This window comes from Ensifer sp. NPDC090286 (assembly GCF_044769565.1).
Classification (GTDB): domain Bacteria; phylum Pseudomonadota; class Alphaproteobacteria; order Rhizobiales; family Rhizobiaceae; genus Ensifer.
In genome coordinates this window covers 47,962-69,711 of record NZ_JBIVYF010000008.1, presented here as the reverse complement: position 1 = coordinate 69,711, position 21,750 = coordinate 47,962, and the positions used below count along the sequence as shown (strand labels likewise).

At 63.0% G+C, this 21,750-nt stretch carries 15 protein-coding genes; 9 read left to right on the top strand and 6 right to left on the bottom strand.

Annotated features, from left to right (window positions below; genetic code table 11):
* The first annotated feature begins 3 nt into the window (after positions 1 to 3).
* Together ACIQUG_RS31245 and ACIQUG_RS31240 are read left to right on the top strand one after the other, a co-directional pair.
* On the top strand, positions 4 to 675 hold the full coding sequence (locus ACIQUG_RS31245; RefSeq protein WP_402326135.1) for a response regulator: 672 nt from the start codon (positions 4 to 6) through the stop codon (positions 673 to 675).
* On the top strand, positions 672 to 2,060 hold the full coding sequence (locus ACIQUG_RS31240) for a sensor histidine kinase (RefSeq protein WP_402326134.1): 1,389 nt from the start codon (positions 672 to 674) through the stop codon (positions 2,058 to 2,060). The genes ACIQUG_RS31245 and ACIQUG_RS31240 overlap by 4 nt, the downstream gene beginning before the upstream one ends.
* A gap of 47 nt (positions 2,061 to 2,107) precedes the next feature.
* Here the strand turns inward: ACIQUG_RS31240 and ACIQUG_RS31235 are convergent, their stop codons facing one another.
* Both ACIQUG_RS31235 and ACIQUG_RS31230 read right to left on the bottom strand, forming a co-directional pair.
* Complete coding sequence (locus tag ACIQUG_RS31235; RefSeq protein ID WP_402326132.1) at positions 2,108 to 2,626, bottom strand: RNA polymerase sigma factor; 519 nt, start codon at positions 2,624 to 2,626, stop codon at positions 2,108 to 2,110.
* Complete coding sequence (locus ACIQUG_RS31230; RefSeq protein WP_205239610.1) at positions 2,623 to 2,832, bottom strand: DUF2892 domain-containing protein; 210 nt, start codon at positions 2,830 to 2,832, stop codon at positions 2,623 to 2,625. Before ACIQUG_RS31230 ends, ACIQUG_RS31235 begins: the two co-directional genes overlap by 4 nt.
* A gap of 176 nt (positions 2,833 to 3,008) precedes the next feature.
* Here ACIQUG_RS31230 and ACIQUG_RS31225 point away from each other — a divergent pair, with 176 nt between their 5' ends.
* The gene (locus ACIQUG_RS31225; protein ID WP_402326130.1) at positions 3,009 to 4,400 is read left to right on the top strand and encodes a TolC family outer membrane protein; all 1,392 of its coding nucleotides are present in this window, start codon (positions 3,009 to 3,011) and stop codon (positions 4,398 to 4,400) included.
* A gap of 72 nt (positions 4,401 to 4,472) precedes the next feature.
* On the opposite strand, the gene ACIQUG_RS31220 is transcribed toward ACIQUG_RS31225, so the two are convergent.
* Positions 4,473 to 4,922, bottom strand: a complete 450-nt coding sequence (locus ACIQUG_RS31220) for a GFA family protein (protein WP_402326129.1) — start codon at positions 4,920 to 4,922, stop codon at positions 4,473 to 4,475.
* 215 nt (positions 4,923 to 5,137) lie between these two features.
* Here ACIQUG_RS31220 and ACIQUG_RS31215 point away from each other — a divergent pair, with 215 nt between their 5' ends.
* Entirely contained in the window at positions 5,138 to 5,530 is a 393-nt protein-coding gene (locus ACIQUG_RS31215) for a winged helix-turn-helix transcriptional regulator (RefSeq protein ID WP_402326127.1), read from the top strand.
* A 157-nt stretch (positions 5,531 to 5,687) separates the two neighbouring features.
* On the opposite strand, the gene ACIQUG_RS31210 is transcribed toward ACIQUG_RS31215, so the two are convergent.
* Together ACIQUG_RS31210 and ACIQUG_RS31205 are read right to left on the bottom strand one after the other, a co-directional pair.
* Complete coding sequence (locus tag ACIQUG_RS31210) at positions 5,688 to 5,987, bottom strand: PRC-barrel domain-containing protein (protein WP_043612058.1); 300 nt, start codon at positions 5,985 to 5,987, stop codon at positions 5,688 to 5,690.
* 138 nt (positions 5,988 to 6,125) lie between these two features.
* Complete coding sequence (locus tag ACIQUG_RS31205) at positions 6,126 to 7,148, bottom strand: LacI family DNA-binding transcriptional regulator (protein WP_043612055.1); 1,023 nt, start codon at positions 7,146 to 7,148, stop codon at positions 6,126 to 6,128.
* Positions 7,149 to 7,310: 162 nt separating this feature from the next.
* Between ACIQUG_RS31205 and ACIQUG_RS31200 the strand changes: the two genes are divergently transcribed.
* The 4 genes from ACIQUG_RS31200 (at position 7,311) to ACIQUG_RS31185 (ending at position 11,647) form a co-directional block, all read left to right on the top strand.
* On the top strand, positions 7,311 to 8,837 hold the full coding sequence (locus tag ACIQUG_RS31200; protein ID WP_402326126.1) for a sugar ABC transporter ATP-binding protein: 1,527 nt from the start codon (positions 7,311 to 7,313) through the stop codon (positions 8,835 to 8,837).
* Between the two features lie 76 nt (positions 8,838 to 8,913).
* Positions 8,914 to 9,924, top strand: a complete 1,011-nt coding sequence (locus ACIQUG_RS31195; RefSeq protein ID WP_402326125.1) for an ABC transporter permease — start codon at positions 8,914 to 8,916, stop codon at positions 9,922 to 9,924.
* A 63-nt stretch (positions 9,925 to 9,987) separates the two neighbouring features.
* Positions 9,988 to 10,941 carry a substrate-binding domain-containing protein gene (locus tag ACIQUG_RS31190; protein ID WP_043612049.1) on the top strand — a complete coding sequence of 318 codons (954 nt, stop codon included), beginning with the start codon at positions 9,988 to 9,990 and terminating at the stop codon, positions 10,939 to 10,941.
* A gap of 205 nt (positions 10,942 to 11,146) precedes the next feature.
* Positions 11,147 to 11,647, top strand: a complete 501-nt coding sequence (locus tag ACIQUG_RS31185) for an NUDIX hydrolase (RefSeq protein ID WP_402326124.1) — start codon at positions 11,147 to 11,149, stop codon at positions 11,645 to 11,647.
* Here ACIQUG_RS31185 and ACIQUG_RS31180 read toward each other — a convergent pair whose 3' ends face one another.
* Positions 11,648 to 15,658, bottom strand: coding sequence for an AAA family ATPase (locus tag ACIQUG_RS31180; RefSeq protein ID WP_402326122.1), 4,011 nt, complete (start codon positions 15,656 to 15,658; stop codon positions 11,648 to 11,650).
* 345 nt (positions 15,659 to 16,003) lie between these two features.
* Here ACIQUG_RS31180 and ACIQUG_RS31175 point away from each other — a divergent pair, with 345 nt between their 5' ends.
* Positions 16,004 to 21,730 carry an alpha/beta fold hydrolase gene (locus tag ACIQUG_RS31175; protein WP_402326120.1) on the top strand — a complete coding sequence of 1,909 codons (5,727 nt, stop codon included), beginning with the start codon at positions 16,004 to 16,006 and terminating at the stop codon, positions 21,728 to 21,730.
* Positions 21,731 to 21,750: the final 20 nt, after the last annotated feature.

Sequence of the window (21,750 nt, the reverse complement as noted above, 5' to 3'; positions counted from 1 at the left end):
AACATGCGAATTCTGATCGTAGAAGATGATCGTGAACTGGCGTCTTCGCTCAAGGCCATGCTGGAAGCCGCGATCGGCGTTGCGGATGTGTTTGAGACGCTTGCGGATGCCGAGGCGGCATTGCTTGCCTTCAAGTTCGATCTCGTCGTCATCGACCGCAACCTTCCTGATGGGGACGGTCTGTCGCTGCTGCCGACGCTGCGACAGCTCCGTCCGAGGCCGGCAACGCTCGTTCTGACGGCATTGGACGACCCGACCGATATCGTGTCTGCGCTCGACAAAGGCGCAGACGAATATGTCGGCAAACCCTTCGAGCCGATGGAGCTGATTGCGCGGGCGCGCGCCGTGCTTCGCCGCTACAGCCTGGATGAGACCGGCGCCACGCAGTTCGGCAATCTGTCGTTCGATCTCGTCAACCGCTCCGCCATGATCGGTGAGAATGCACTGTGTGTGCCAAGGCGCGAACTCGCCGTTTTGGAAGCGCTAATCCGGCGAGCGGGCCGCGTCGTACAGCGCGATAACCTGGAAGCGGCCGTCTACAACATCGACGAGGAGATTGAGTCCAACGTGCTCGATTCCCATGTCTCGCGGCTCCGCAAACGGCTGCGTGAGGGCAACTGCAACGCAACGATCCGGACCATTCGCGGGATCGGCTACATGCTGGTGCAGGAATGATGAAACGTCAAAATTCGATCGCCTTTCCGGTGGCGAGCGTGCTCGTTTTGGGCATGGTGCTGGTGATGGTGATCAGCACTGTCCTCACCATCACGGTATCCATGGTGATGGATGCGCAGAGCAGGAAACAGGTCGCACTCGACATCGTCGTCAAACTTCTCCAGGACGGAGTGAGTTACGACCAGACCGGGAAGTTTGTTCTTGAGGTGGATGGGGTCATCGTCGAGAAGATCCTCAGGCTCTCCAAAGAGCAACCCGAATTCTGGTATTTTCTCAGTGACGGAAAGCAATCGATCGTACATGGCACCGTGCCGGAGACGGTGCGAAACATCATCGAAACCACCTCTCCTCAGGTCTTTTCCTCTCAGTTTTATTATAAGAAGGGCGATGAGCAGTTTCTGGGTCTGCGAAAACTGAGCGCAGAAGATCCCCCCAAACTGGCTGTTATCGGCGGAGTGACATTTTCGAACGCTGAAACGCTGCTCGTGATCCTGCGCGAAATTTGGCCGCAGGGGCTCTATCACCTTCTGGGTATTGTTCTCGTCGCCACGACCACGATTGCTGTCTTCGCGGTCAAGCGCACCATCGCAATCCCGGTAAAAAGGGTTGTCGATTCAGCCGAGCAGATCGATGGTCTGCCGGGTGGTCGCCGGATATCGGACCGCGACACGCCCGTAGAACTGAAGCCGATGGTGGCCGCGTTCAACAACGCGCTCAGTTGCATCGACAACGCGTTCGAAGCGCAGCGACACTTTCTTGCCAATGCATCCCACGAGCTGCGGACGCCGCTGACCAAGCTACGATTAAAGCTCGACCTGGTTCAGGACCCGGAGGTGAGGGAGGTCCTTGTTCGCGACACGGCGCGCCTTGGGTCTATCGTCACGACGTCCTTGCAGCTGGCGCGTCTGTCCGGCCAGGCATTGACTTTCACCATGATAGATCTCGCAGCCATTGCGCGCGCGGTCATTGCCGAACATGTGCCCTTGGCGATGAAGCAAGGCATGGAGATAGAGCTCAAGGCGGAAGGGCGGGTCATGGTCTCCGGTTCCGAACCGGCCATCCGCGTGGCCCTCGATAATTTGATCATCAATGCAATGCGACACGCACGCGGGACGGAGGTGCTCATGGTCGAGGTTCTCCAATCCCGCCTCGTGCGCGTCACCGACGAAGGACCGGGGATCCCGGCTGCTGAGCGCGAGAAAATGCTGAAGCCGTTTGTGCGCGGGAACACCAACGCCAGCGAGGGAACAGGCATGGGGCTGGCCATCGTTACCCAGATCATGATGGCGCACGGCGGCTCCGTCGAACTCGCAGAAGCAGCGGCCGGCGGCCTGGTGGTAGATCTGGCGTTTCCGAAAATCGCGAAGGAGACCGCGGCAGCGTGATGTGCCTGGCTTTCCGGAGCTGACAACGCAGCAATCTTCCTGAGTGGTCAGCCCGCCAAATATTCTCGCAGTAGCAGGCGTGCGCGGTGCAGTCGCGCCTTCACCGCCTGTCGCGAAAGATGAAGCGTCGTGGCGATCTCGTCGATCGTCATCTCCTGGAGGTCGCGCATCAGAGCGACGTCTCGATACTGCGGCGGCAGTGCCTCGAACGCCGCTGCAAGATCGAGACGCAACACGTGTTCCGGCCGCTGCACCAGGCTTGTTTCAAGCGCGTCTTCATCGATGTCGGCGACCAAACCGCTGCGTCGGGCGAGCCTCAGGCACTCCCGCCGGACCACGCTGAACAACCAGTTCGACAGGGTCGCGAGTGCCCGGATCGCGCCGACATGGCGCGACAGAAGCCAGAGCGCCTCCTGCGTCGCGTCGTCGACATCGGCGGTGCGGCAAGTTGCCCGGGCGTAGCGGCGAATGTCAGGCTGGGTCCGCTCGAGCAGCCGGACGATCGCATTGCGATCGCCGTGGCGGGCGGCTTCGAACGTTTCGGTCGTCACCGCCTTGGTGTTCATGGCTTGCTCCGATCGTGGAGCCCGGCAACGGCACAGGCCGGGCAGTAGCCGATGAGGCCCGTGAGGACGAAGGTGAGGGCCGATACGCCCACCAGGAGGGCGATCCAACCACTCAGGAAACTGTATGCCAGCACAGCGGCACCGATCCCAAGGCCAATCCGCACTGTCTGCTGCGCTCTACCGATATTCTTGCGAAAAAATGCCATGCAACACCTCCGGTGCAAACCGAGACCCGTCGTCTCAGTCATAAGAGGCGCCGAACCCGAAGAAGGATTCGCGGCGGCACGATATTTTTTCGCGAGGGGTCCGGCGGCGACAAATTCAAGGGGCGCTATCCCTGCCGATCCCGTCGGCCAAACGCCGCTCGGTTGCTCGCCATCCCTTGACGCCGCCCGACGAGCGTCGGCGTGCCCTCGATCCGGATTGTCGCGCCTGCTGGCGCGCGATCCGGCTTCCCAACGGAGATACCTGTTCGATGAAACGCATACTGGTGGCCCTGGTTGCAATGATTGCGCCGATTGCCATGGCTGAGGCTCAGGCCGAGCCGCTTTCAAGTGCCCTGGCGAAGGCTTACCGCAATAACCCGACGCTCAATGCAGCGCGCGCCGGAGCACGGGCGAGCGCGTACGACATCGACATCGCCCGGTCGGCGATGCATCCGAAAATCGCCTGGCGCAGTGGGATCGGCTACGATTCGAGCGCGGCCACCAATCGCGGCACGTTCGGCATCGTCCTCGACCAGACCCTCTTCGACGGACTGCAGACGACCAACAATGTCGAGGTCAACAAGGCGCGGCAGCGCGCCGCCGAGGAGAACACGCGCAACACCGAGCAAAACATCCTGTTCGAGGCGACCGAGGCCTATATGGACGTGGTGTTGGCGCGCCGCATCGTTGTGCTGCGCAAGCAGGACCTCGATTTCCTCAAGGAACTCAAGCGATCCGAGATCGCCCGCCACCAGGCCGGCGAACGCACCCGAACGAACATCGCGCAAGCCGAGGCACGCCGCGCCGCGGCCGAGGCGGAACTGAGCCTCGCTCATGCCGAAGCCAAGCGCGTCCAGGCGACCTACAGGCAGATCATCGGCGACGAACCGGGCAAGCTCACGGGCGGAAAGGTCCCCATGAAAATGCTGCCCGCCAATCTCGATAAGGCGCTGGCGATCGCCGCCAAGCAGCATCCCGCCCTTCTGGCGAAGCGGCACCTCGTCGAAGGCGCGGTGTTCAATGTCGCCGTCAGCGAGGGAAAGCTCCTGCCGACCGTCAAGGGTGCGATCGGGATCGGCAGAGGCGAACGCAACAGCGCGATCGACGCAATGGCGTTCGACGGATCGGCGACCGAGCAAAAGGCGGGCATCGAGCTCAAGGTACCCATCTATCAGCGAGGGAAGGTGGAGGCCGAGATACGGCGCTCGAAGGAAGACCTCGGCAAATCGAACTTCACCGTCGACGTTCAGCACGCCGAAGTTCAGGCGAAGGCGGCCTCGGCCTGGGCGCAATACCAGGGAGCCCTCGCGACCGCGTCCGCCAACCGGGCATCCGTCAAGGCGGCAACAATGGCCAAGGACGGCATGATGGCAGAACAAGCAATCGGCCAGCGCACCCTCCTCGACGTGCTCCAAGCCCAAGCTGAATTGATCAAGGTCCAGGTAAAACTCGCCAATGCCGAGCGCGATACGGTGGTCGGAGCTTATCGAATCCTCTCCGCCATCGGCAAACTAGGCGCCAAGGACTTAGGGCTTGTTGCCCGACGGGCGGATACCGAGACGCGCTGAACGGCTCGCCGATGTTACGCCGCGGCCTTGGCCGCGGCGGACGGGCTGGACGCTTCTTTCTTAACCGGCCGCCTATCCAAATGTCTCGATACCCTCTGTCAGATCATACCAGCTGTGCCGGCGCGAGGCCCAGAAGATGGCGGCCGGTGGCGGGAAGTCCGGATCGGCAAAGCAGCCCGCGGAGATCACCACCGCGTCCGTCAGTGCCTCCGCCTCCATGTAGACGAGCGTTCCGCATGTCGGGCAGAAGGTCTGGTCCACCCAGCGGCCGGCGTCGCTGCCGCGTCGCCACACCCGGCGTTCCCCTTCGATGGCGATGGACGCCCTGGAATATCGGGCGCGGTAGGCGAAGCCCGATCCCGTCGCGCGCTGGCATTCCAGGCACGCGCAGGCGTAAACGCGGGCAGGGGCGCCGCTCACGGTCACCTTCAGGCCACCGCAGGCACAGCTTGCCGTTCTCTTGCCGGCGCGTTCCGTGTCCTGCGGCCGCCCATTGTCTTGCAGGCGATCGCTTGTGGTCATGGCGCATACCTCGCCAAGACCGCGAGTTCATCCAGCGGATAACTTGCTGCAGATATCCGCGCGCGCGCGGGGCCAGTGCGCCCACCGCCGGCAACACCTATATTGATCATGAACGACAACTCCGATTGAAAGCTGCCGTCTAATAGGAGCGGTTTTCGGAGCCTGTAAATTACGCACTTTAAAGTAAGCGGTAAGCCGGAAGTGGAGCATGGCGCGTGAAACGGTTGCAGCAGGATGAATGTGGCTTTGCATCGGCGTTGAATGCCATCGGCGGCAAATGGAAGACGCTCATATTGTGGGAGGTCAACATCGAGCCGCGCCGGTTCGGCGAATTGCGACGGCTCCTCCCGGGGATCAGTGAAAAGGTGCTGACGCAGCAACTTCGCGAAATGGAAACCGATTGCCTGGTTCGCCGCGAGGTTTTCCCGGGCGCCGTCCAAAGGGTCGAGTATTCGGTGACGGAGTTTGGCAAGACCCTCAACGACGCGGTCACGGTCCTGTCGACGTGGGGCAAGGAACATGAGGCAAGGCTTGCCGCAATGGGCGAAGGACGCGGCGACGTCGGTTCGCGAATCCTCGTCGACGATGAGACTGTTATCGTTGCGTGATGAGGAGGGTCGGTTCCAGCGGAGACCGCGCTGCGGGATGGGGTGTCCTGCCGTATGCGGCGGCCAGGGATGCATTTGACCGCCGCCGCACTCTCTGTACGACTCCACAGGCTGGAAAGCTCAGGTGTCCCTGCCAGGCCTGTGTGTAAGAGCCACGCTACGAGTCGTAATGCTCGGGCATTTCCTTGAGTTGGTCCTTGGTCCACGTCGTCACGGCGTGGACGTCGCCGTCTTCGTCACGCATGAAATCGAGATCGGCAAGCGGCACGGCAACGGGTTTTGCGCCGATGCCCAGGAAGCCGCCGACGTCGATGATGACGGTGCTCGCCGTGCCGACGCCGTGGATGTGGTCGACCGTGCCGACCTTATCGTCGTCCGCTCCGTAAACAGTCGCCCCTTCCAAAATCGCCGGCGTCAGTTCGGTGGCTGCGAGGCGTACGTGACCAGTATGATCCATCTTCGTTGCTCCTTTGACTTCACACGGGGAGAACCGATTTGAGCGCAAACGGTTCCATCGCGACGTCAAAGGCGCGGGGGCAGTGGATCATCGCCGGAAGCCCGGGCAGCCGTTTTCAGAAGGGATGGGAATGTCGCGTCATCGCCGTGCCGGCGGCGGGCCGACGGAGTTGCGGATCACCAGGTCGGGGCGCAGCAGGATTTCGGTTTCGGAGGCTGCGCGGTCCGAGAGCAGCTCCAGAAGCAGCGCCATCGCGTGCTTGCCGATGGCGGTGCGGGGCTGGCGTATGGTCGTCAGCGAAGGCGTCATGAAACTTGCTTGCGGGACATCATCAAAGCCGGTGACGGAAAAATCGTCGGGGATGTCGTAGCCGCGGGCCCGCAGGCCAAGCGTCACGCCAAGCGCGGTCTGGTCGTTGACGCACATGAAGGCGGTCGGCAGGTCGTCGCGCATGAACAGTTGCTCGAGCGCCAGCCTGCCGCTTTCCACGGTGCCGTCGCCTTCCATGATGAGACGCCGATTGATGGCGATATCGGCTGCCGCAAGCCCGGCTTCATATCCCTGCCGCCGCCGACCATAGGCGAGGCGGGTGTTGGAATCGCCGATAAAGGCGATGCGCCGGTGCCCTTCGGAGATGAGCAGGTCGACGACCTTGCGCGCACCCTCGACGTCATCGACCCCAACATAGGGGATGCCGCCATTGAAGACCGGCTCGAAGACGCCGACCGTCGGCGGCAGGCGGGCCGTCAGCGTTTGATGGCCAAAGGGAAGGATACCCGTAAACAGGATCATGCCCGCGGCCTGGTTGGAATTGAAGAACTTCAGATATTCGAGGCCACGTTGGGCGTCGTTCTGCGTATGGCCGATCAGCACGCCGTAACCATGGGCGCGCGCTTCGTTTTCGAGACCCACCAGAATGCTGGAGAAGTTCGGATCGCCGATATCGGGCGCGACCACGAGGATCATGTTCGAGCGGCCGAGCCGCAGGCTGCGCGCCATCGCATTGGGTGTGTAGCCGGTGATCGCGATCGCCTGGTTGACCTTGAGGCGGGTCGATTTGGCAACCTTTTCCGGCATGTGGATGGCCCGCGATACGGTCGCGATCGACACCTCGGCGATGCGTGCGACGTCTTCAATGGTTGCGGGCTGGGAATTGGACACGCTTGGCCTCGGGATTTGCTGCGTGGACGTTACACAGGTTCGCCCGACGGTCAAACGAAGAAGCCAAAAAAATTGTCGAGCAAGCATGATGTAAACCTTTACATCGGCGAGTGTAAAGGTTTACATCATTGAAATAGCGGTGGAGGCCGCAGGGAGGGGATAATGAGCACGGAGCATGTCGACGGGGCTCCCGTCGTGCTGTCGGCGCGCCGCATCAGCAAGTCGTTCAGCGGCGTGCAGGTGCTTTTCAGCGTCGATTTCGAGCTTCGCCAGGGCGAGATTCATGCGCTCATGGGCGAGAACGGCGCTGGCAAATCCACGCTGGTGAAGATCCTGTCGGGCTTCGAGCAGCCGACATCGGGAGAGATCCTTCTCGACGGCAAGTCGACGAAGCTGCCGGCTAATGGCGCGGCCGAAGCACTCGGCATCGTCATCATCCACCAGGAATTCAATCTGGCCGAACATCTGACCGTCACCGAGAGCCTGTTTCTCGGCCGCGAGGTAACCCGTTTCGGGGTGCTCGACCGCAAGTTCATGCGAGCCGAGACCCGTCGTGTGCTCGATCTCCTCGGTTCGCATGTCGATGAGAGCGCGATGATCGGTTCGCTGTCGATCGCTGAGAAGCAGATGGTCGAGATCGCCAAGGCCATCAGCCGCGATGCGCGCGTCGTGTTCATGGACGAGCCGACCGCCGTGCTGTCGCGCGAGGAGACGAACTTCCTGTTCCGATTGGTGCGCAAGCTGCGCGATAAGGGAACGAGCTTCGTCTTCGTGTCGCACAAGCTCGACGAGGTGATGGAACTGACCGATCGCGTGACGGTGCTGCGCGACGGCCAGTGGATCAAGACGTCGCCGACATCCATTCTCGATGGCGAGGCGATTGCCCAGCTGATGGTCGGGCGCGAACTGTCGAGCCTCTATCCCGCCAAGAACGAGCCCGATGTCGACGAAGAGGTGGTTCTGCGCGTCGATGCCATTTCGACCGGCTATGTTCGCGACGCAAGCTTCGATGTCCGTCGCGGCGAAGTCCTTGGCTTTTCCGGCATGATCGGCTCGGGCCGGACGGAGCTGATGGAGGCGATTGTCGGCTTGCGCGCGCGCACGGCCGGCGAGGTGCTGGTTCGCGGTGAGCCTGTGCCATCCGGCGACGTGCATGCGGCCAATAAGGCCGGTCTTGCCTATATGACGAAGGACCGCAAGGCCAAGGGTCTGCTGCTCAATGCCGGTATGATGGCGAACCTGACGCTGCAATCGCTCGGCCGTCATAGCCGTCTTGGCTATCTCGACCCCGGCAGCGAAGAGGTAGCCCTGGTCAAGGCGCGCCGTCGTTTCGACATTCGCGTGCGGGACGACAGGATCGTCGCCGGGCGCATGTCCGGTGGCAACCAGCAGAAGCTGCTTCTCGCCAAGGTCATGGAAACCGACCCCAGCATCATCATCATCGATGAGCCGACGCGGGGCATCGACGTCGGCACGAAACAGCAGATCTATCATTTCATCTCGGCGCTCGCCCGGGACGGCCGCTCGATCATCGTCGTCTCCTCCGAGATGCCGGAGATCATCGGTCTTTGCAGTCGCGTCGCGGTCATGCGGGAAGGTCATATCGCCGGCATTCTCGAAGGCGACGAGATCTCCGAACAGGAAATCATGCGCTACGCCGCAGGTTTGAAGAAAAAGACGGCGGCTTGAGCCGCGTCAGCGGCGCGGCCGCCGGCAACGACAACAACAACAAGAATCCCGACAGATGGGGGAGGTTCGATTGGACATGAGCGTGAACCAGGAAGGCAGCCAGGAAGCCATCCGCCGCCGCAGCTGGCGTGACATCGATCTGAGGGCCGTGGCGCCGTTCGTTGCGCTGGCGTTGCTTCTCCTGGTCGGCGCGCTGGTCAATCCCAACTTCATCAGCATCACCAACCTCGCCAATGTCGCGACCCGAAGCGCCTTCATTGCCATTATCGCGGTTGGCGCGACCTTCGTGATTTCATCCGGGGATCTCGACCTTTCCGTTGGCGCCATGGTCGCCTTCATCGCCAGCCTGATGATCCTGTTCATGAACTCCGGCGTCATCGCCGATCCGGTGCTCATGCTCCTGGCGGCAATCCTCTTTGCCATCGTGGCCGGTGCACTCTGTGGCCTCACTAACGGCCTCATCACGACAGTCGGCAAGATTGAGCCCTTTATCGCCACACTCGGTACCATGGGCATCTATCGCGGGCTGACGACCTGGCTCTCGCAGGGCGGCGCCATCACGCTCAAGGAGCCTGAGCTTCAGGAAATGTATCGGCCGGCCTATTTCGGCACGATCGCCAGCGTGCCGGTTCCGATCGTCGTCATCCTTGCGGTGACTGCTGTTGCTGCCTTTATCCTCTACCGTACGCGCTACGGCCGCCACGTCGTTGCCGTCGGCTCCAACCGCGACGTTGCACGCTACTCGGGCATCTCCGTCAATCGCGTGCGCACCATCGCCTTCGTCATTCAAGGGCTCTGTGTGGCGGTCGCCGTCCTCCTCTACGTGCCGCGCCTCGGCTCGACTTCGGCGACGACAGGCATTCTGTGGGAGCTGCAGGCGATCACCGCCGTCGTTGTCGGCGGCACGGCGCTCAAAGGCGGCGCGGGCCGCGTCTGGGGCACGATCTGCGGCGCGTTCATCCTCGAGTTGGTCGGCAACATCATGCTGCTCTCCAACTTCATCAGCGAATACCTGATCGGTGCCATCCAGGGCGCGATCATCATCATTGCGATGCTCGTCCAGCGCTCGCTGGTGCGGAAGTCGTGAGACGGCCGGGCCTACAGGTCTCCCGGCCTTGAACAGGCTGACCTGAAATTTGGGAGGAACTTAATGAACAAGAAGCTATTCGGCCTGACCCTTGCGGCGATGACCGCCTTTGCCGGCGTGTCGCACGCGCAGGAGGAAAAGAAGGTAACCATCGGCGTGTCGATCCCGGCTGCCGACCATGGCTGGACGGCCGGCGTGGTGTTCCATGCCGAACGGGTCGCCAAGATCCTGATGGAGCGCAATCCCGGCCTGAACGTCATCGTCAAGACCTCGCCGGATCCGGCAAGCCAGGCCAATGCCGTGCAGGATCTGGAGACGCAGGGGATCGACGCGCTCGTCATCCTGCCGACCGATCCGGATCCGCTGGTCAACGCCATCAAGGAAGTGAAGGGCAAGGGGACCTTCGTCGCTCTCGTCGACCGTGCGCCGAGCGTCAACGACAACTCGGTGCGTGACCTCTACGTTGCCGGCAACAACCCGGCGCTTGGCCAAGTCGCCGGCGAATACATCAAAGCTACGACGCCGGAAGCTGAAGTCGTCGTCATCCGCGGCCTGCCGATCCCGATCGACCAGCAGCGCCAGGACGGCTTCGACAAGGGCATCGAAGGCTCGAAGGTCAAGGTTCTCGACCGCCAGTACGGCAACTGGAACCGCGACGACGCCTTCAAGGTCATGCAGGATTACCTGACCAAGTACCCGAAGATCGATGTTGTCTGGTGCCAGGACGACGACATGGCCGTCGGCGTGCTGCAGGCGATCGAGCAGGCCAAGCGCACCGACATCCAGTATGTCGTTGCCGGTGCCGGCTCGAAGGAAATGATCAAGAAGGTCATGGACGGCGACAAGATGATCCCGGTCGACGTGCTCTATCCGCCGGCAATGGTCGGCACGGCGCTCGAAATGACCGTCGCCAACTTCTACGGCCAGGTTCCGGTTCGCGGCGTCTACACGATCGATGCAACGCTCGTGACCAAGGACAATGCGAAGGACTTCTACTTCCCGGATTCGCCGTTCTGATAAAGCTTCGATGCGAAGGCGGCCCGCGATTTGCGGGCCGTCATCAGCTCCACAAAGCCTGAAAATGTTGCCTCGCGGACTGCCGTCTTTCCGGCCGTTTAATTGCATTAGCGTCCTGTTGAATTTCACCCTCACTCGTCATAAAACTGTCACATAGCCGCCTGACCCTCTCTTGGCCTCCAGTCAGTTCAATATGTGAACGATGATGCAAACATCCGCTGTGTCACGTCTGTCATCTGACGCGATTACCGTTTCCGACGCAGAGCCGGTCGTCGTCGACCAGGCCGGTGCGATCTGCTTTCGCAAGGAAGCGGATGGGGACCGGTTTGAAGTGCTGCTCATTTGCGGCCGCACCACCGGGCTCTGGGGCATTCCCAAAGGGCACCTGGAATATGGCGAAGACACCCTTGGCGCTGCCGTCCGGGAGGCGTTCGAAGAGGCTGGCGTCATCGGAACGGCGTTGACCGACGAAATCGGCGGCTACACCTACAGCAAGGTCGGCAAGGCCGCCGTCTATCGCGTCCAGGTTCACCTGATCGCCGTTGCGTCGATGGCGCCCGACTTTCCGGAAAAAGGTGCGCGCACGATGCGGTGGGTGCCGGCATCCCTGGCGGCGTCGCTTGTCGGACAGCCTGGCCTTAGAACCCTCCTCACCGAACGGCTGGGCGAGCTTGGCGACGACAACCTCGCGCGTTGCGCCGGTTAGTCACGTGCGGTCCCGCCTTCGTCGCAGTTCGGCGGCGATCATGGCCTCGTCGCGCCGAAGACTGAGGTGCTGCGCGGCCGCCATGCCGTCCTTCCACACGGACATCGCGCCCGCCTCCTTGCCCTCCAGCCAGAGTGATACGCCCGACCAAAGCGCAAGCTGCGGCACGCCGATCGGGAAAGCTCGAGCATAACGTTTGAGTTCGCGTAGCGCCTGGCCCTCCCAGCGCGGCCATTCCTCGTAAGCATGGGCGAGCCCGGCTTCCCGGCCGCGCAGGAAAACCTCGGCGGCGCCGGAAATGCCGACCAACGTGCTGTGGGACGAGGGGCGGCGCATCAATTTTACCAGTTGCAAGGTTTCGGCGGCCGCCTGGACACTCTCCGCATGCCGCCCTGTGCGCGCGAGCGCCAGTGCAAGCGCGCCCTTTGCCGATATCTGTGCCGCCAGATCGACCGAGCCGAGCATCGCCGAGGTGATCAGCCGGAGAATGTCGACGGCCTCGCGCGGCTGATCCGTGTGCAGCACGCACAACGCCTTGCAGCGCAACGCCCAGATTTCCTGCTGGATGTTGCCGGCATTCTGCGCGCGCGAGAGCAAGGCGGTCGTCGTCGGTTCGAGCGCGGCCTGCTCACCGCGATAATAGAGCGACCAGAAGCGCATGCCCTGGGCATTGCACCACCGCAATTGATCGCCGGACCGAAGGCAGAACTGCTGGCCCTGCTCCAGCCTTGCGTCCACCCCCACCCATTCGCCGCGCCCGAGCTGCCAGAGCGCGTCGAGATTGCAGACATGCGCATGGATCGCGGTGTCTGCCAGTTCAGTGGCGATCCGCTCGGCCCTTTCCATGAAATAGCGGCACCCCGAGCGCCAGCCCATCATCCCGAAGCCGCAGCCGAGCTGCGAGGCGGCAACCGCCATTTCGATGGTCCGTCCGGTCCGTTCCGCGCGCGCCACCGCGCCGACGAGATTGCACATTCCGCGGGTGAAGCGCAGCTCGAAGTAATCCACCAGCGCTGCCTGGTTCAGGCAACGCGCCATTTCCCTCTCCCACGACAATCGGTCCTCGCGGTGGGCAAGCTTCGCCGTTTCGGGCAGCAGCTGCTGAACCGCAAGCCGCAGGCTGCGGGCGGCAAGCCGCATCAGGGTCCCGGACGAAGAGACAGGGACCGGTTGGCCGGCCGCCTTCAGCGCGTTCCTGACGGCAATGCCCTGTGCGTGAATGTCGCCGCGGCTGTAGTGCGCCTCGGCCAGTTTGCGCCGCCAGCGAACCGCCTGCAGCCGCTGTTCCGGTGTCCAGTCCTGCGGCTTCGGCTCGTGCGCCATGCAAATGCCGAGAAAGGACTCGACCTCCCGGAAGGCGCCGACCTGCAGGGCTCTGGCCGCCGCCAGATCCGCATATTTTACGACCTTCTCCTTGTTGTCGGCTGCCTCGAAATGCTGGACGAGAACGGCCAGATCCCCACCCATCGCCTCGATGCGGCTGCGCTCCAGCCAGTGGGCGAGCGATGCGTGAAGACGGCTGCGCAGGTCACCCGGCATCGATCCGTAGACCACGTCGCGGGTCTGGTCGTGGCGGAACTCGTAGCTTCCGGCATGGCCGAGCCGACGCACCAGATGGGCATCGACCAGCCGCTCGACGGCGGAGCCGAGCCCTTCTGCGTTCAGCTCGTCCTTCAGCAACGCCTCCAGCTCAGCGAAAGTGAACGAGCGCCCAATGACGGCCGCCGCCTTGATCACGTCCTGCGATATCGAGTCGAGACGGTCGACCCGTTCCCGGATGACGCGCTCGACGCCCTCGAAATACTGCAGGTCCTCGAGCGGGCGGATCGAGCGCCAGAGGCCGTCGCGCACGGCGATCAGGCCTTCGCTCTTCAGCGTCAGCGCGATCTCCTCGGCAAAGAAGGGGTTGCCTCCGGCGAGGGCGGCGACCCTGCGCGCGAGTTCCTGTTGCGGCGGTACCTCGCCAAGGGTGCGCGATACGAGTTCGCAAACGGTGCCGTCGTCGAGCTCTTCAAGTTCGAGGATGCGGTAGCGTCGGGCCGGCTCCTCCGCCTCGGTTCCGGTCTCGCCTGCCGCCTCGACCCGTCGGCGCAATTGCTTCAGATCCTCGGGCACCTCTTCGGAGCGCACGCAAAGCACCAGCAGCAGCGACGGCACGGAGCCGAGCACCCATTCGACCAGTCGCCAGGAGGCGGAATCCAGCCATTGGCTGTCTTCGAGCACGAGGGCGAACGGGCGAGGCGCCAGGACGCCGAGGATATCGCCGAGCAGGCGCATGGTCGCATCGGCGCGGTGCGCTCCTTCCAGGTGGCGCGTTCCCTCGTTCTGCTCGATCTCGATCGCGAGCAGGTCGTTGAGGAGGGGCAGGCGGTCGGCGATCCATGACGCCGTGCGGATGCGCGCGGTGATGCTTTCGAGCAGGACGAGGCCATCGCTTTCGGCAGGCAATCCCAAAAGCGTTTCAAGGACGCGCCGCCAGGCCAGAAGCGAGCTTCGCCGGTCGTCCCGTTCGGCAAGCGTCACGGCGATCGCAACGCCGGCTGCGTGAAGATTGTCGGTAAAGGTGGCCGCCAGCCTGCTCTTGCCGATGCCCGGTTCGCCCAGGATGACGACAAGGCGGCTCGAACCGCCGCGCGTCTCCTCGAAAGCATGTTGCAGGAAGGCGAGTTCCCGCTCGCGGCCGATCAGCGTCGTAGCGGGCAGGGCCCGCGACCGCGGTTCGAGGGGACGAAAGACGGGCGCCACGTCGCCCAGTCCCGCCAATTGGACGGTTCCGCGTTGCTCGAAATCGAAGGACGTCCGGCTTGCCCTCTCGGTCGGCGCATCGCACAGCACATCATTGGAGACGGTCGTGACGAGGCGCGCGGCGCGGTTGACCGGCGTGCCGAGAACCATCAGCTGCCGACGGCGCGCGCTGCCGACGACGCGAAACAGGGCCTCGCCCGTCGCCACGCCGACCGAGACGGCAAGCCCCATCTCCGCGATGTGGCGACCGATGGCGCGGGCGGCATCCACGGCGCGGGCCGGGTCGTCGCGGTGAAACGTCCCGCGTGTCCCGAAAACACAGAGATAGACGAGCCCCTTGTCGTCGAAGAGCAGCTCGCCCGGCGGGCCGCCGCAGCGGTGCGAAATCGCCTGAAGCGTGGCGCAGAGGTTCTGGTGCTGGACGAGCGCCTGGGCATCCTGGTGCTGGAGACCGATGATACGCACGAAAACGACGGACACCGGCCTGATCTCTGCAAGCGTGTCGAGCCGCGCATCGCGATGGAGATTGCCTTCGGCCGAGGTTTTGGGGGATGGGGGTTCTATTGCCGGCTTCGTCGGCGAGGGGCCAAGCAGTTCCTGAAGCTGCATCGGGAGGAACGCGACGAGCCATTCGTGCGCGATTAGCGCGTGCGCTGGTGCGACGACGGGCGCACGCGTTTCGTCACCATCGGTCAGCGTCCTTGCCGCCTCTGGCGACAGAACGACTTCCCAGCGGTGGGCGAGTGTCTGTGCGCTTGCAGCCTGGACGACGGCATCGCCCCCGGCGACAAGGTTCCATACCGGCTGGCCGCCGATGGCAGCCGCCCAGAGCTGCCCGGCGCCGATACCGATATGCAGCGTCGGTCCGATTTCGCCTGCGCCCGGATCTCGCCGCTCGCGGCTCTCCTTGCAGATAGCCTCGGCGCACTCGGCCGCATTTTTGACCGCGCGCGCCAGACCCGTTTCGTCGGCGGGCCAATAGCCCAGCAGCGAGTCGCCCGCAAAGAGGAGGACTTCGCCGCCGCGGTCGCAGATATGGTCGGCACAGCGCGCATAGGAAAGACCGAGCAGCTTCGGGATCTGTACCAGCCCTTCCTTGCCGCGTCGCGCCAGTTGCTCGACGAGGGCCGTATAGCGCGACACGTCGACAAAGATCACGGCGGCCGGAAACTCGACCGCCGCCGGCCGCTCTCCGTCAGAGCCGTAAAGTCGGCCAAGCAGGTTCAGCGGCAAAAACCCTTCGAGCGATTTTGCGACCGTCTCCATGTTTCCTTCGCGCGGTGATTGATCACGAAATGCGCGAAACAGGGGCTCTCTTCGCGCAGAAGTGCATTTATCCCTCGCCGATTTGCTGACTCTCGCATATTATTTAGCAATCGCTAAGAGGGCTAGCCGACTTCGATAGATCGGCATTGGCGCAAACCGCACACGCTTCGGATTTTTGCATTCTTCCCGGATGTCGACGCCTCCTCTTGGGGGCACCGAAAGACATGAGCCATCGCGGCTCGCACACCGAGTTCAGGCGTCAGACGCATCTTATGGAGAGCGTTATGTCCGATTGGAACTACGGATACCCGCCTTGTGCCCGAGACCAACCTCCGGGAGGCGACCATGGCCGGTGCTGATTTCGACAACACCTCGCATACAGCCTGGATTTCCCAGGGTTTCGAAAGGCTGGTCGACCGGGTTCGAAAGGCGCCGGCCGCACTCCACTTCGACGTCCTCATCGTCGGCAGCGGTTATGGCGGCGCGATCGCTGCCGCCACCATGGCCGGCCGCACGAAGGGGGGCGCCCCGGTCAAAGTCGGGGTGCTCGAACGTGGCAAGGAGTATCTGCCGGGCTCGTTTCCGACGGGCCTTGCCGAGCTTCCCCGCCATATCCGTCGCGATCGCAACAAGGAGGGGCTGGTCGATGTACGGATCGGCCCGGAGGTCGTCACGGTGGTCGCAAACGGCGTCGGTGGCGGTTCGCTGATCAATGCCGGTGTCATGGAAGTTCCCGACGAGAACGTGTTTCACACGCGCTGGCCCGATGACCTTAAGGACCTGACGACCTGGCGGCAGTACTATGATCGTGCAAGCGAGCTTCTGGGGGGCACCGCAAACGGTGTCCCGAACTCCATCTCGAAGCATCCCGACGGCATACCCCAGAAACACAAATCCTTCCGCAACATCGCAACGGCAGGTTTCCGCGAGGCGGCGATTACGGTCGCCATGACCGACACGGTAAGCTCGGGAAATGTCCAGCTTAACAAATGCGTGCGCTGCGGCGACTGTGCAACGGGCTGCAATTTCGGCGCAAAGAACTCGCTCGACGTCAACCTGCTCGTCACGGCGCTACGCAAAGAGGCGGAGATCTTCAGCGGCGCGACCGTGCTCGGCGTCAAGCCGGACGGCGGCAACTGGATCGTCGATTGCGTCTATACCGACGCGGCCCTTCGCGGACGCGACCGCGAGGTGCTGCAGGTGCGCGCAGGCAAGGTGGTACTGGCGGCGGGCACGCTCGGCTCGTTCGAAATTCTGAAGCGCTCACAGGCCAAGGGCCTCAGCCTCTCCGTGCATTTCGGCAATCACTGCTCGACTAATGGCGACATGCTGGTGACCGATTATGCCACATCAAATCCGGTCAATACCGTCTCGGACGAGGCCGTGCAGCCCTCCAAGCGTGCGATCGGTCCCACGATCACCGGCGTGCTCGATCTTCGAAAAACGGCCGGTGTTCTGATCGAGGAGCTCTCTGTTCCAGCCGGCCTGCGCCTGGCCTTTACCGAGATCTTTGCGACGCTCAACACGCTTCACGGCCTCGACCGGATCGACTGGTCGACGCATACGCGGGGCTTCCCGGACGATGACGCCTATGTGGCGCCGACCGGCAGGATAGAACATTCCGCCGTCTATGCCGTCATGGCCGATGACGGCGCCGCCGGGCGTATGGAACTGGATGGTTCGGCTTCCGACGACAACGACGGCACCGCGCGGATGCGCTGGGACGACCTGCCGTCCCAGCCGGTCTTCGACAGCGAGGTCGAGGCGCTGGCGCGGCTGGCGAAGAATACGGGCGGGCGTATCATCGCCAATCCCGTCTGGAAGCTTCTTCCCGCCAGCCTGAACTGGTTGCTGCAGAACAAGCGCGGTCCGCTCACGACCGTGCACCCGCTCGGCGGCTGCGTAATGGGCAACACCGGCGCGACGGGCGTCGTCGACCATCTGGGGCGCGTCTTCAAATCGGAGTTCCCGAACGACTTCCACAATGGTCTTGTGGTTCTCGACGGCTCGATCATTCCGACGGCGCTTGGCACCAATCCGGCGCTCACCATTGCGGCAGTGGCCCTGCGCGCCTCCGAAATGCTCGCAGCAGCCTGGGGTTATGTCGCCCCGGCTCCTGCGGCGCCCGGCCTTGCCCTGGTTCGCCCGGTGTTTCGTGAAACCGATGCCGCCGCATCGGCCCCCGATGCCGATGCCGAGATCATTGAGCGCCTTGCCGGCCGGGTCAGGTTTTCAGCGGCCGGGGCAGCCGCTGAAACGAGAGTTGTCGAGCTCACGCTGCGTTTCAAACCGAAGGCGCTGGCCGATCTGGCGCCAAGCAATGGTGGCGATGGCACCCTTGAGGTCGCGACCGATGCCACAGCGCCGCTGGCCCGGAGCATGATCCGCATCTTTCCTGCGGATCAGTGGGACAATCTTCATCAGACATGGGCGCCTGCCGGCCTGATGGAGCAGAAGCTCGAGGCGATCGCCACCTTCACTGCGCCCCTGACCGGCAGCCTGCGGGTCCTCGAACGCCAGTCGACGTGGGTCGGCGGCAGGATCTGGCGTGCCGGCAAGGCCTGGGTGCTCAATCGCGGCCTGCGCGACAGCTATCAGGCGATCGTCGATGGCGACGGTGGGCCCGGCTTCGTTGAGCGCGTCCGCTCGGGTCTTGCCATCGCCAGCCGGTCCGGCGAAATCCGCGCCTTTGTCTATGATCTGAAGATCGGCACGCCGGACCCGATCACCGGCGGCATCTCCCTTGTGGGCGACCGGATCGTCGGCAGCAAGCGCTTCACCTATGATCGGCGCTCCAATCCCTGGCGTCAGCTCATGGAAGTCGCGCTGGAGCAATTTCCGGGGTTGGAGGCCGCGTCCGGTAGCCGCGTGCTGACGCTTGACCTCGACTATCTCGCCCGCATCGGCGTCCCGCTCGTGCGCATCACGGAACAGCGCGACGGCGTCGCCGCCATCGGAGCGCTTCTGACTTTCCTCGGGTATTTCCTCCGCCTGCTTTTGGGCATGCATATCTGGAGTTTCCGTGCGCCCGACAAGGACAAGGACCCGGCGAACGACGTGGTGGATTTCCGCCCGCCGGCGCAGTTGAAGATCAAGGGAGGCGGCACGGTCTCAGCGCAGCGACAGACGCTCGTCGTCGGAACGAGCAAGCCTCAACTCGGCGGCCCGCCGGTTCTCGGGAAAGTCCTGCTGACCCGCTATCCCCATCCCGGCACGACGAAGCGGCCGCTGGTGATGATCCACGGATACAGCGCCGGCGGGACAACCTTTGCCCACCACGCCGTCAATCCCAACTTCGCCAGCCATTTCTGGAAGACGGGGCGTGAGGTCTGGATCGCCGACCTCAGAACCAGCCCGGCGCACCCGACCGCAAGTGCTGCCTGGAGCTTCGACGAAATCGGCAAGGAAGACGTGCCCTTGGTCCTGCGGACGATCGCCACACAGACCGGCGCGCCGAAGCTCGACGTCATCGCCCATTGCATGGGCACGATGGTTTTCAGCATCGCCACGCTGGAGGGCAAGATTACCGATCTCGTCGATCGGGTGGCCTTCACACAGGTCGGTCCGCTGGTGGTCTTTACGCCCGCCAACATCTTCCGCGCCTATGCGGTGCGCTACCTTCTCGGCTTCCTGCCTGACAGCTACAGCTTCAATCCGGATAAACCGACGCTCGCCGACGACCTCTGGGACCGCGTGCTGTCGACGCTTCCTTACCCGGTCGAGGAATTCGACGTTGAAAACCCGGTTTGGCCCTGGAAGCGGACGCCGTGGACAAGGACCCGGCACCGGATGGACGCGCTCTATGGACGCGACTTCAACGTCGCCAACATGGAGCCTGAAATGCTGCGCTTCATCAACGAGCATTTCGGCGCGCTCAGCCTCAACACGGTTTCCACGACGGTGCATTTCGTGCGCAACGCCATGCTCACGGACTACAGGGGGCAAAACCGGCTGGTGTCGCGTGAACTCCTGCGGGATAATTGGAAATTCCCCACCTTCAGCGTCCACGGATCGGGCAACGGTCTGACGGATCCCGCGACCGTCGACCGCATGCGCCGCGTCTTCGACGATGCGGGGCGTGTCTACCTGGAACCCTATCTCAACCCGGGTGCCGGCCACCAGGACGCGCTTGTCGGAACGACGCGATACGCGACCTTGCAGAAGATCGAAGCATTTCTCGACAAGAACATAACGCAGCAGCCGGTCGCCGCGGCCACCACGATGACGGCCTACCCGCCCTGGATCGGGCCGATCATCACGGAGGAATTCGGAGATCTTGTCATTCGCGTCGGCTCGCTGCCGGCGCTCCGCCAGACCGAGGGCGTGATCATGCTGCGTGTTCAGGTAAGTGGCGACGATATTCTTCGTCCCGATGGCCTGCCCTGGGATCTGCCCTATGTCCTCAGCCACATGATGGTCTATTGGTCGCCCGAGTTGCGCGACAATCGCTGGGACGCATTCCAGGCGCCGCTTCCAACGTCAATGCCGGGGTATGATCCGAACTATCCGGGAAACGCGTTGCTCGTCCTGCTCGCCTACGCGGAGGAAGATACTCTGGCGCCTCCCGGGGCGGCAAAAGCCCAATACTATGCACTAGCCAAGGACGGTGTCGTCTACCGAGCAGACCTTCGGCATTCGAACGCGAACCCGGAAGAGAAGCTGCAAGATTTGCGCTACGAGCGCTTCGAACAGATATCGAGCGCAATATCGGATGCGATGAAGGCGCCATTGCCCGACATCAATCCGGGCAAGGTGACAAAATTCTCGCCGAACCGCCTTGTCTACAAGGGCATGACACCGACCACGAATTTGACGGTTGACGCGGTTCCGCAGTCAACGGCGTCTGCCAGTACGTCGATGACGCTCAACTTCCTGATGGGCGATGCGGCGCTGGAAAACCTCATCGAGCAGGATCGGGGGCTGATGGACGGCGTGATCCCTTATGATTCTCCGCTCGTTCCTGCGGCGCTCCCTTCGCCCGCCGGCACCAGCTTCATTCTGGGCTCGTGCCAGTACCCGGCCGGTTTCATCGACGGCAAGGTTGCCTATCGCTCCTACGGGCGCGTTGCCGACAGGATCGGGGTAGGGGCGGGGATCCAGCCGAAGTTTGCTCTCTTCGTCGGCGATCAGGTCTATGTCGATCCGACCGCCGGGCTCTATGATCCGGCGACAAACGACGACCGGTATCGCCTGCCTTACGAGGCGTGGCTGCGCGAACGCAACGTGCGCGAGGTGTTGCGCCGCATTCCGTCGTTCATGCTTCTGGACGACCACGAGATTGACGACAATTGGGAGCCGCTGGCGTCTCCGAAAGATATCGATTCGAATGCAAAGCTGAAGAAGGATGGTTTTGCGGCTTTCGAGAAGTACCAGCGTGGACTGGACACCAAGCTGAACGTTCAGCACAACACCTTCGACTACGACGGCTTTCACTTTTTCCTGCTCGACACCCGGACAGAAAGAACGCACCGCAAGGTCGGCGCAGGGCTTGCCAACGCGACCCTGTTCGATCCGGGGCTGGCCGTCGGCCAGACGATGGGCAAGCTTGTGGCGTGGCTTGCGGCCGCAGGCCCGAAATTCATCGCGTCGCCATCGATGTTCCTGCCGCGTCATCGCCGTGCGGTTCAACGGGACACAAGTCTCAGTCCGGACAATCTGAGTGCGCTGCGCTCCGACGGCTGGGACGGGTATCCAAACAGCCTGCGCGACGTGCTTGGGGTAATCGCCGCCGGAAAGATCAAGCATGTCGTGTTGCTCTCCGGTGATGAGCATCGGGGCTGCATCGCAACCGCGCAGCTGACGGAAATGGACGGGACACCGATCACGACCGTTCATTCGATCCATACGGCGGCGATGTATGCGCCCTATCCTTTTGCAAACGGCATCGACGAGGACATCGTTGAACAGGAGACGTTCGAATTCGACTACAACGCCACGCGCTATCGTTGCATCGTCAATGCGACGAGGCCCGATCCCGGCGATGGGGCGACGTTCCTGCGCGTCCGCCAGGAGGGCGCCGATTGGAAACTCGACTGCGAATATGCGGGGACTGTGCAGACGCTCACGCTTTGATCGCATCTCCAGGTGCAAAG

Excerpts from the sequence above, each read along its gene's own strand:
- ACIQUG_RS31185 (WP_402326124.1), top strand. The coding sequence starts at position 11,147 with ATGCAAACATCCGCTGTGTCACGTCTGTCATCTGACGCGATTACCGTT.
- ACIQUG_RS31210 (WP_043612058.1), bottom strand. The coding sequence starts at position 5,987 with ATGGATCATACTGGTCACGTACGCCTCGCAGCCACCGAACTGACGCCG.
- ACIQUG_RS31195 (WP_402326125.1), top strand. The coding sequence starts at position 8,914 with ATGAGCGTGAACCAGGAAGGCAGCCAGGAAGCCATCCGCCGCCGCAGC.
- ACIQUG_RS31190 (WP_043612049.1), top strand. The coding sequence starts at position 9,988 with ATGAACAAGAAGCTATTCGGCCTGACCCTTGCGGCGATGACCGCCTTT.
- ACIQUG_RS31180 (WP_402326122.1), bottom strand. The coding sequence starts at position 15,658 with ATGGAGACGGTCGCAAAATCGCTCGAAGGGTTTTTGCCGCTGAACCTG.
- ACIQUG_RS31175 (WP_402326120.1), top strand. The coding sequence starts at position 16,004 with ATGGCCGGTGCTGATTTCGACAACACCTCGCATACAGCCTGGATTTCC.
- ACIQUG_RS31200 (WP_402326126.1), top strand. The coding sequence starts at position 7,311 with ATGAGCACGGAGCATGTCGACGGGGCTCCCGTCGTGCTGTCGGCGCGC.
- ACIQUG_RS31220 (WP_402326129.1), bottom strand. The coding sequence starts at position 4,922 with ATGACCACAAGCGATCGCCTGCAAGACAATGGGCGGCCGCAGGACACG.
- ACIQUG_RS31230 (WP_205239610.1), bottom strand. The coding sequence starts at position 2,832 with ATGGCATTTTTTCGCAAGAATATCGGTAGAGCGCAGCAGACAGTGCGG.
- ACIQUG_RS31240 (WP_402326134.1), top strand. The coding sequence starts at position 672 with ATGATGAAACGTCAAAATTCGATCGCCTTTCCGGTGGCGAGCGTGCTC.
- ACIQUG_RS31235 (WP_402326132.1), bottom strand. The coding sequence starts at position 2,626 with ATGAACACCAAGGCGGTGACGACCGAAACGTTCGAAGCCGCCCGCCAC.
- ACIQUG_RS31245 (WP_402326135.1), top strand. The coding sequence starts at position 4 with ATGCGAATTCTGATCGTAGAAGATGATCGTGAACTGGCGTCTTCGCTC.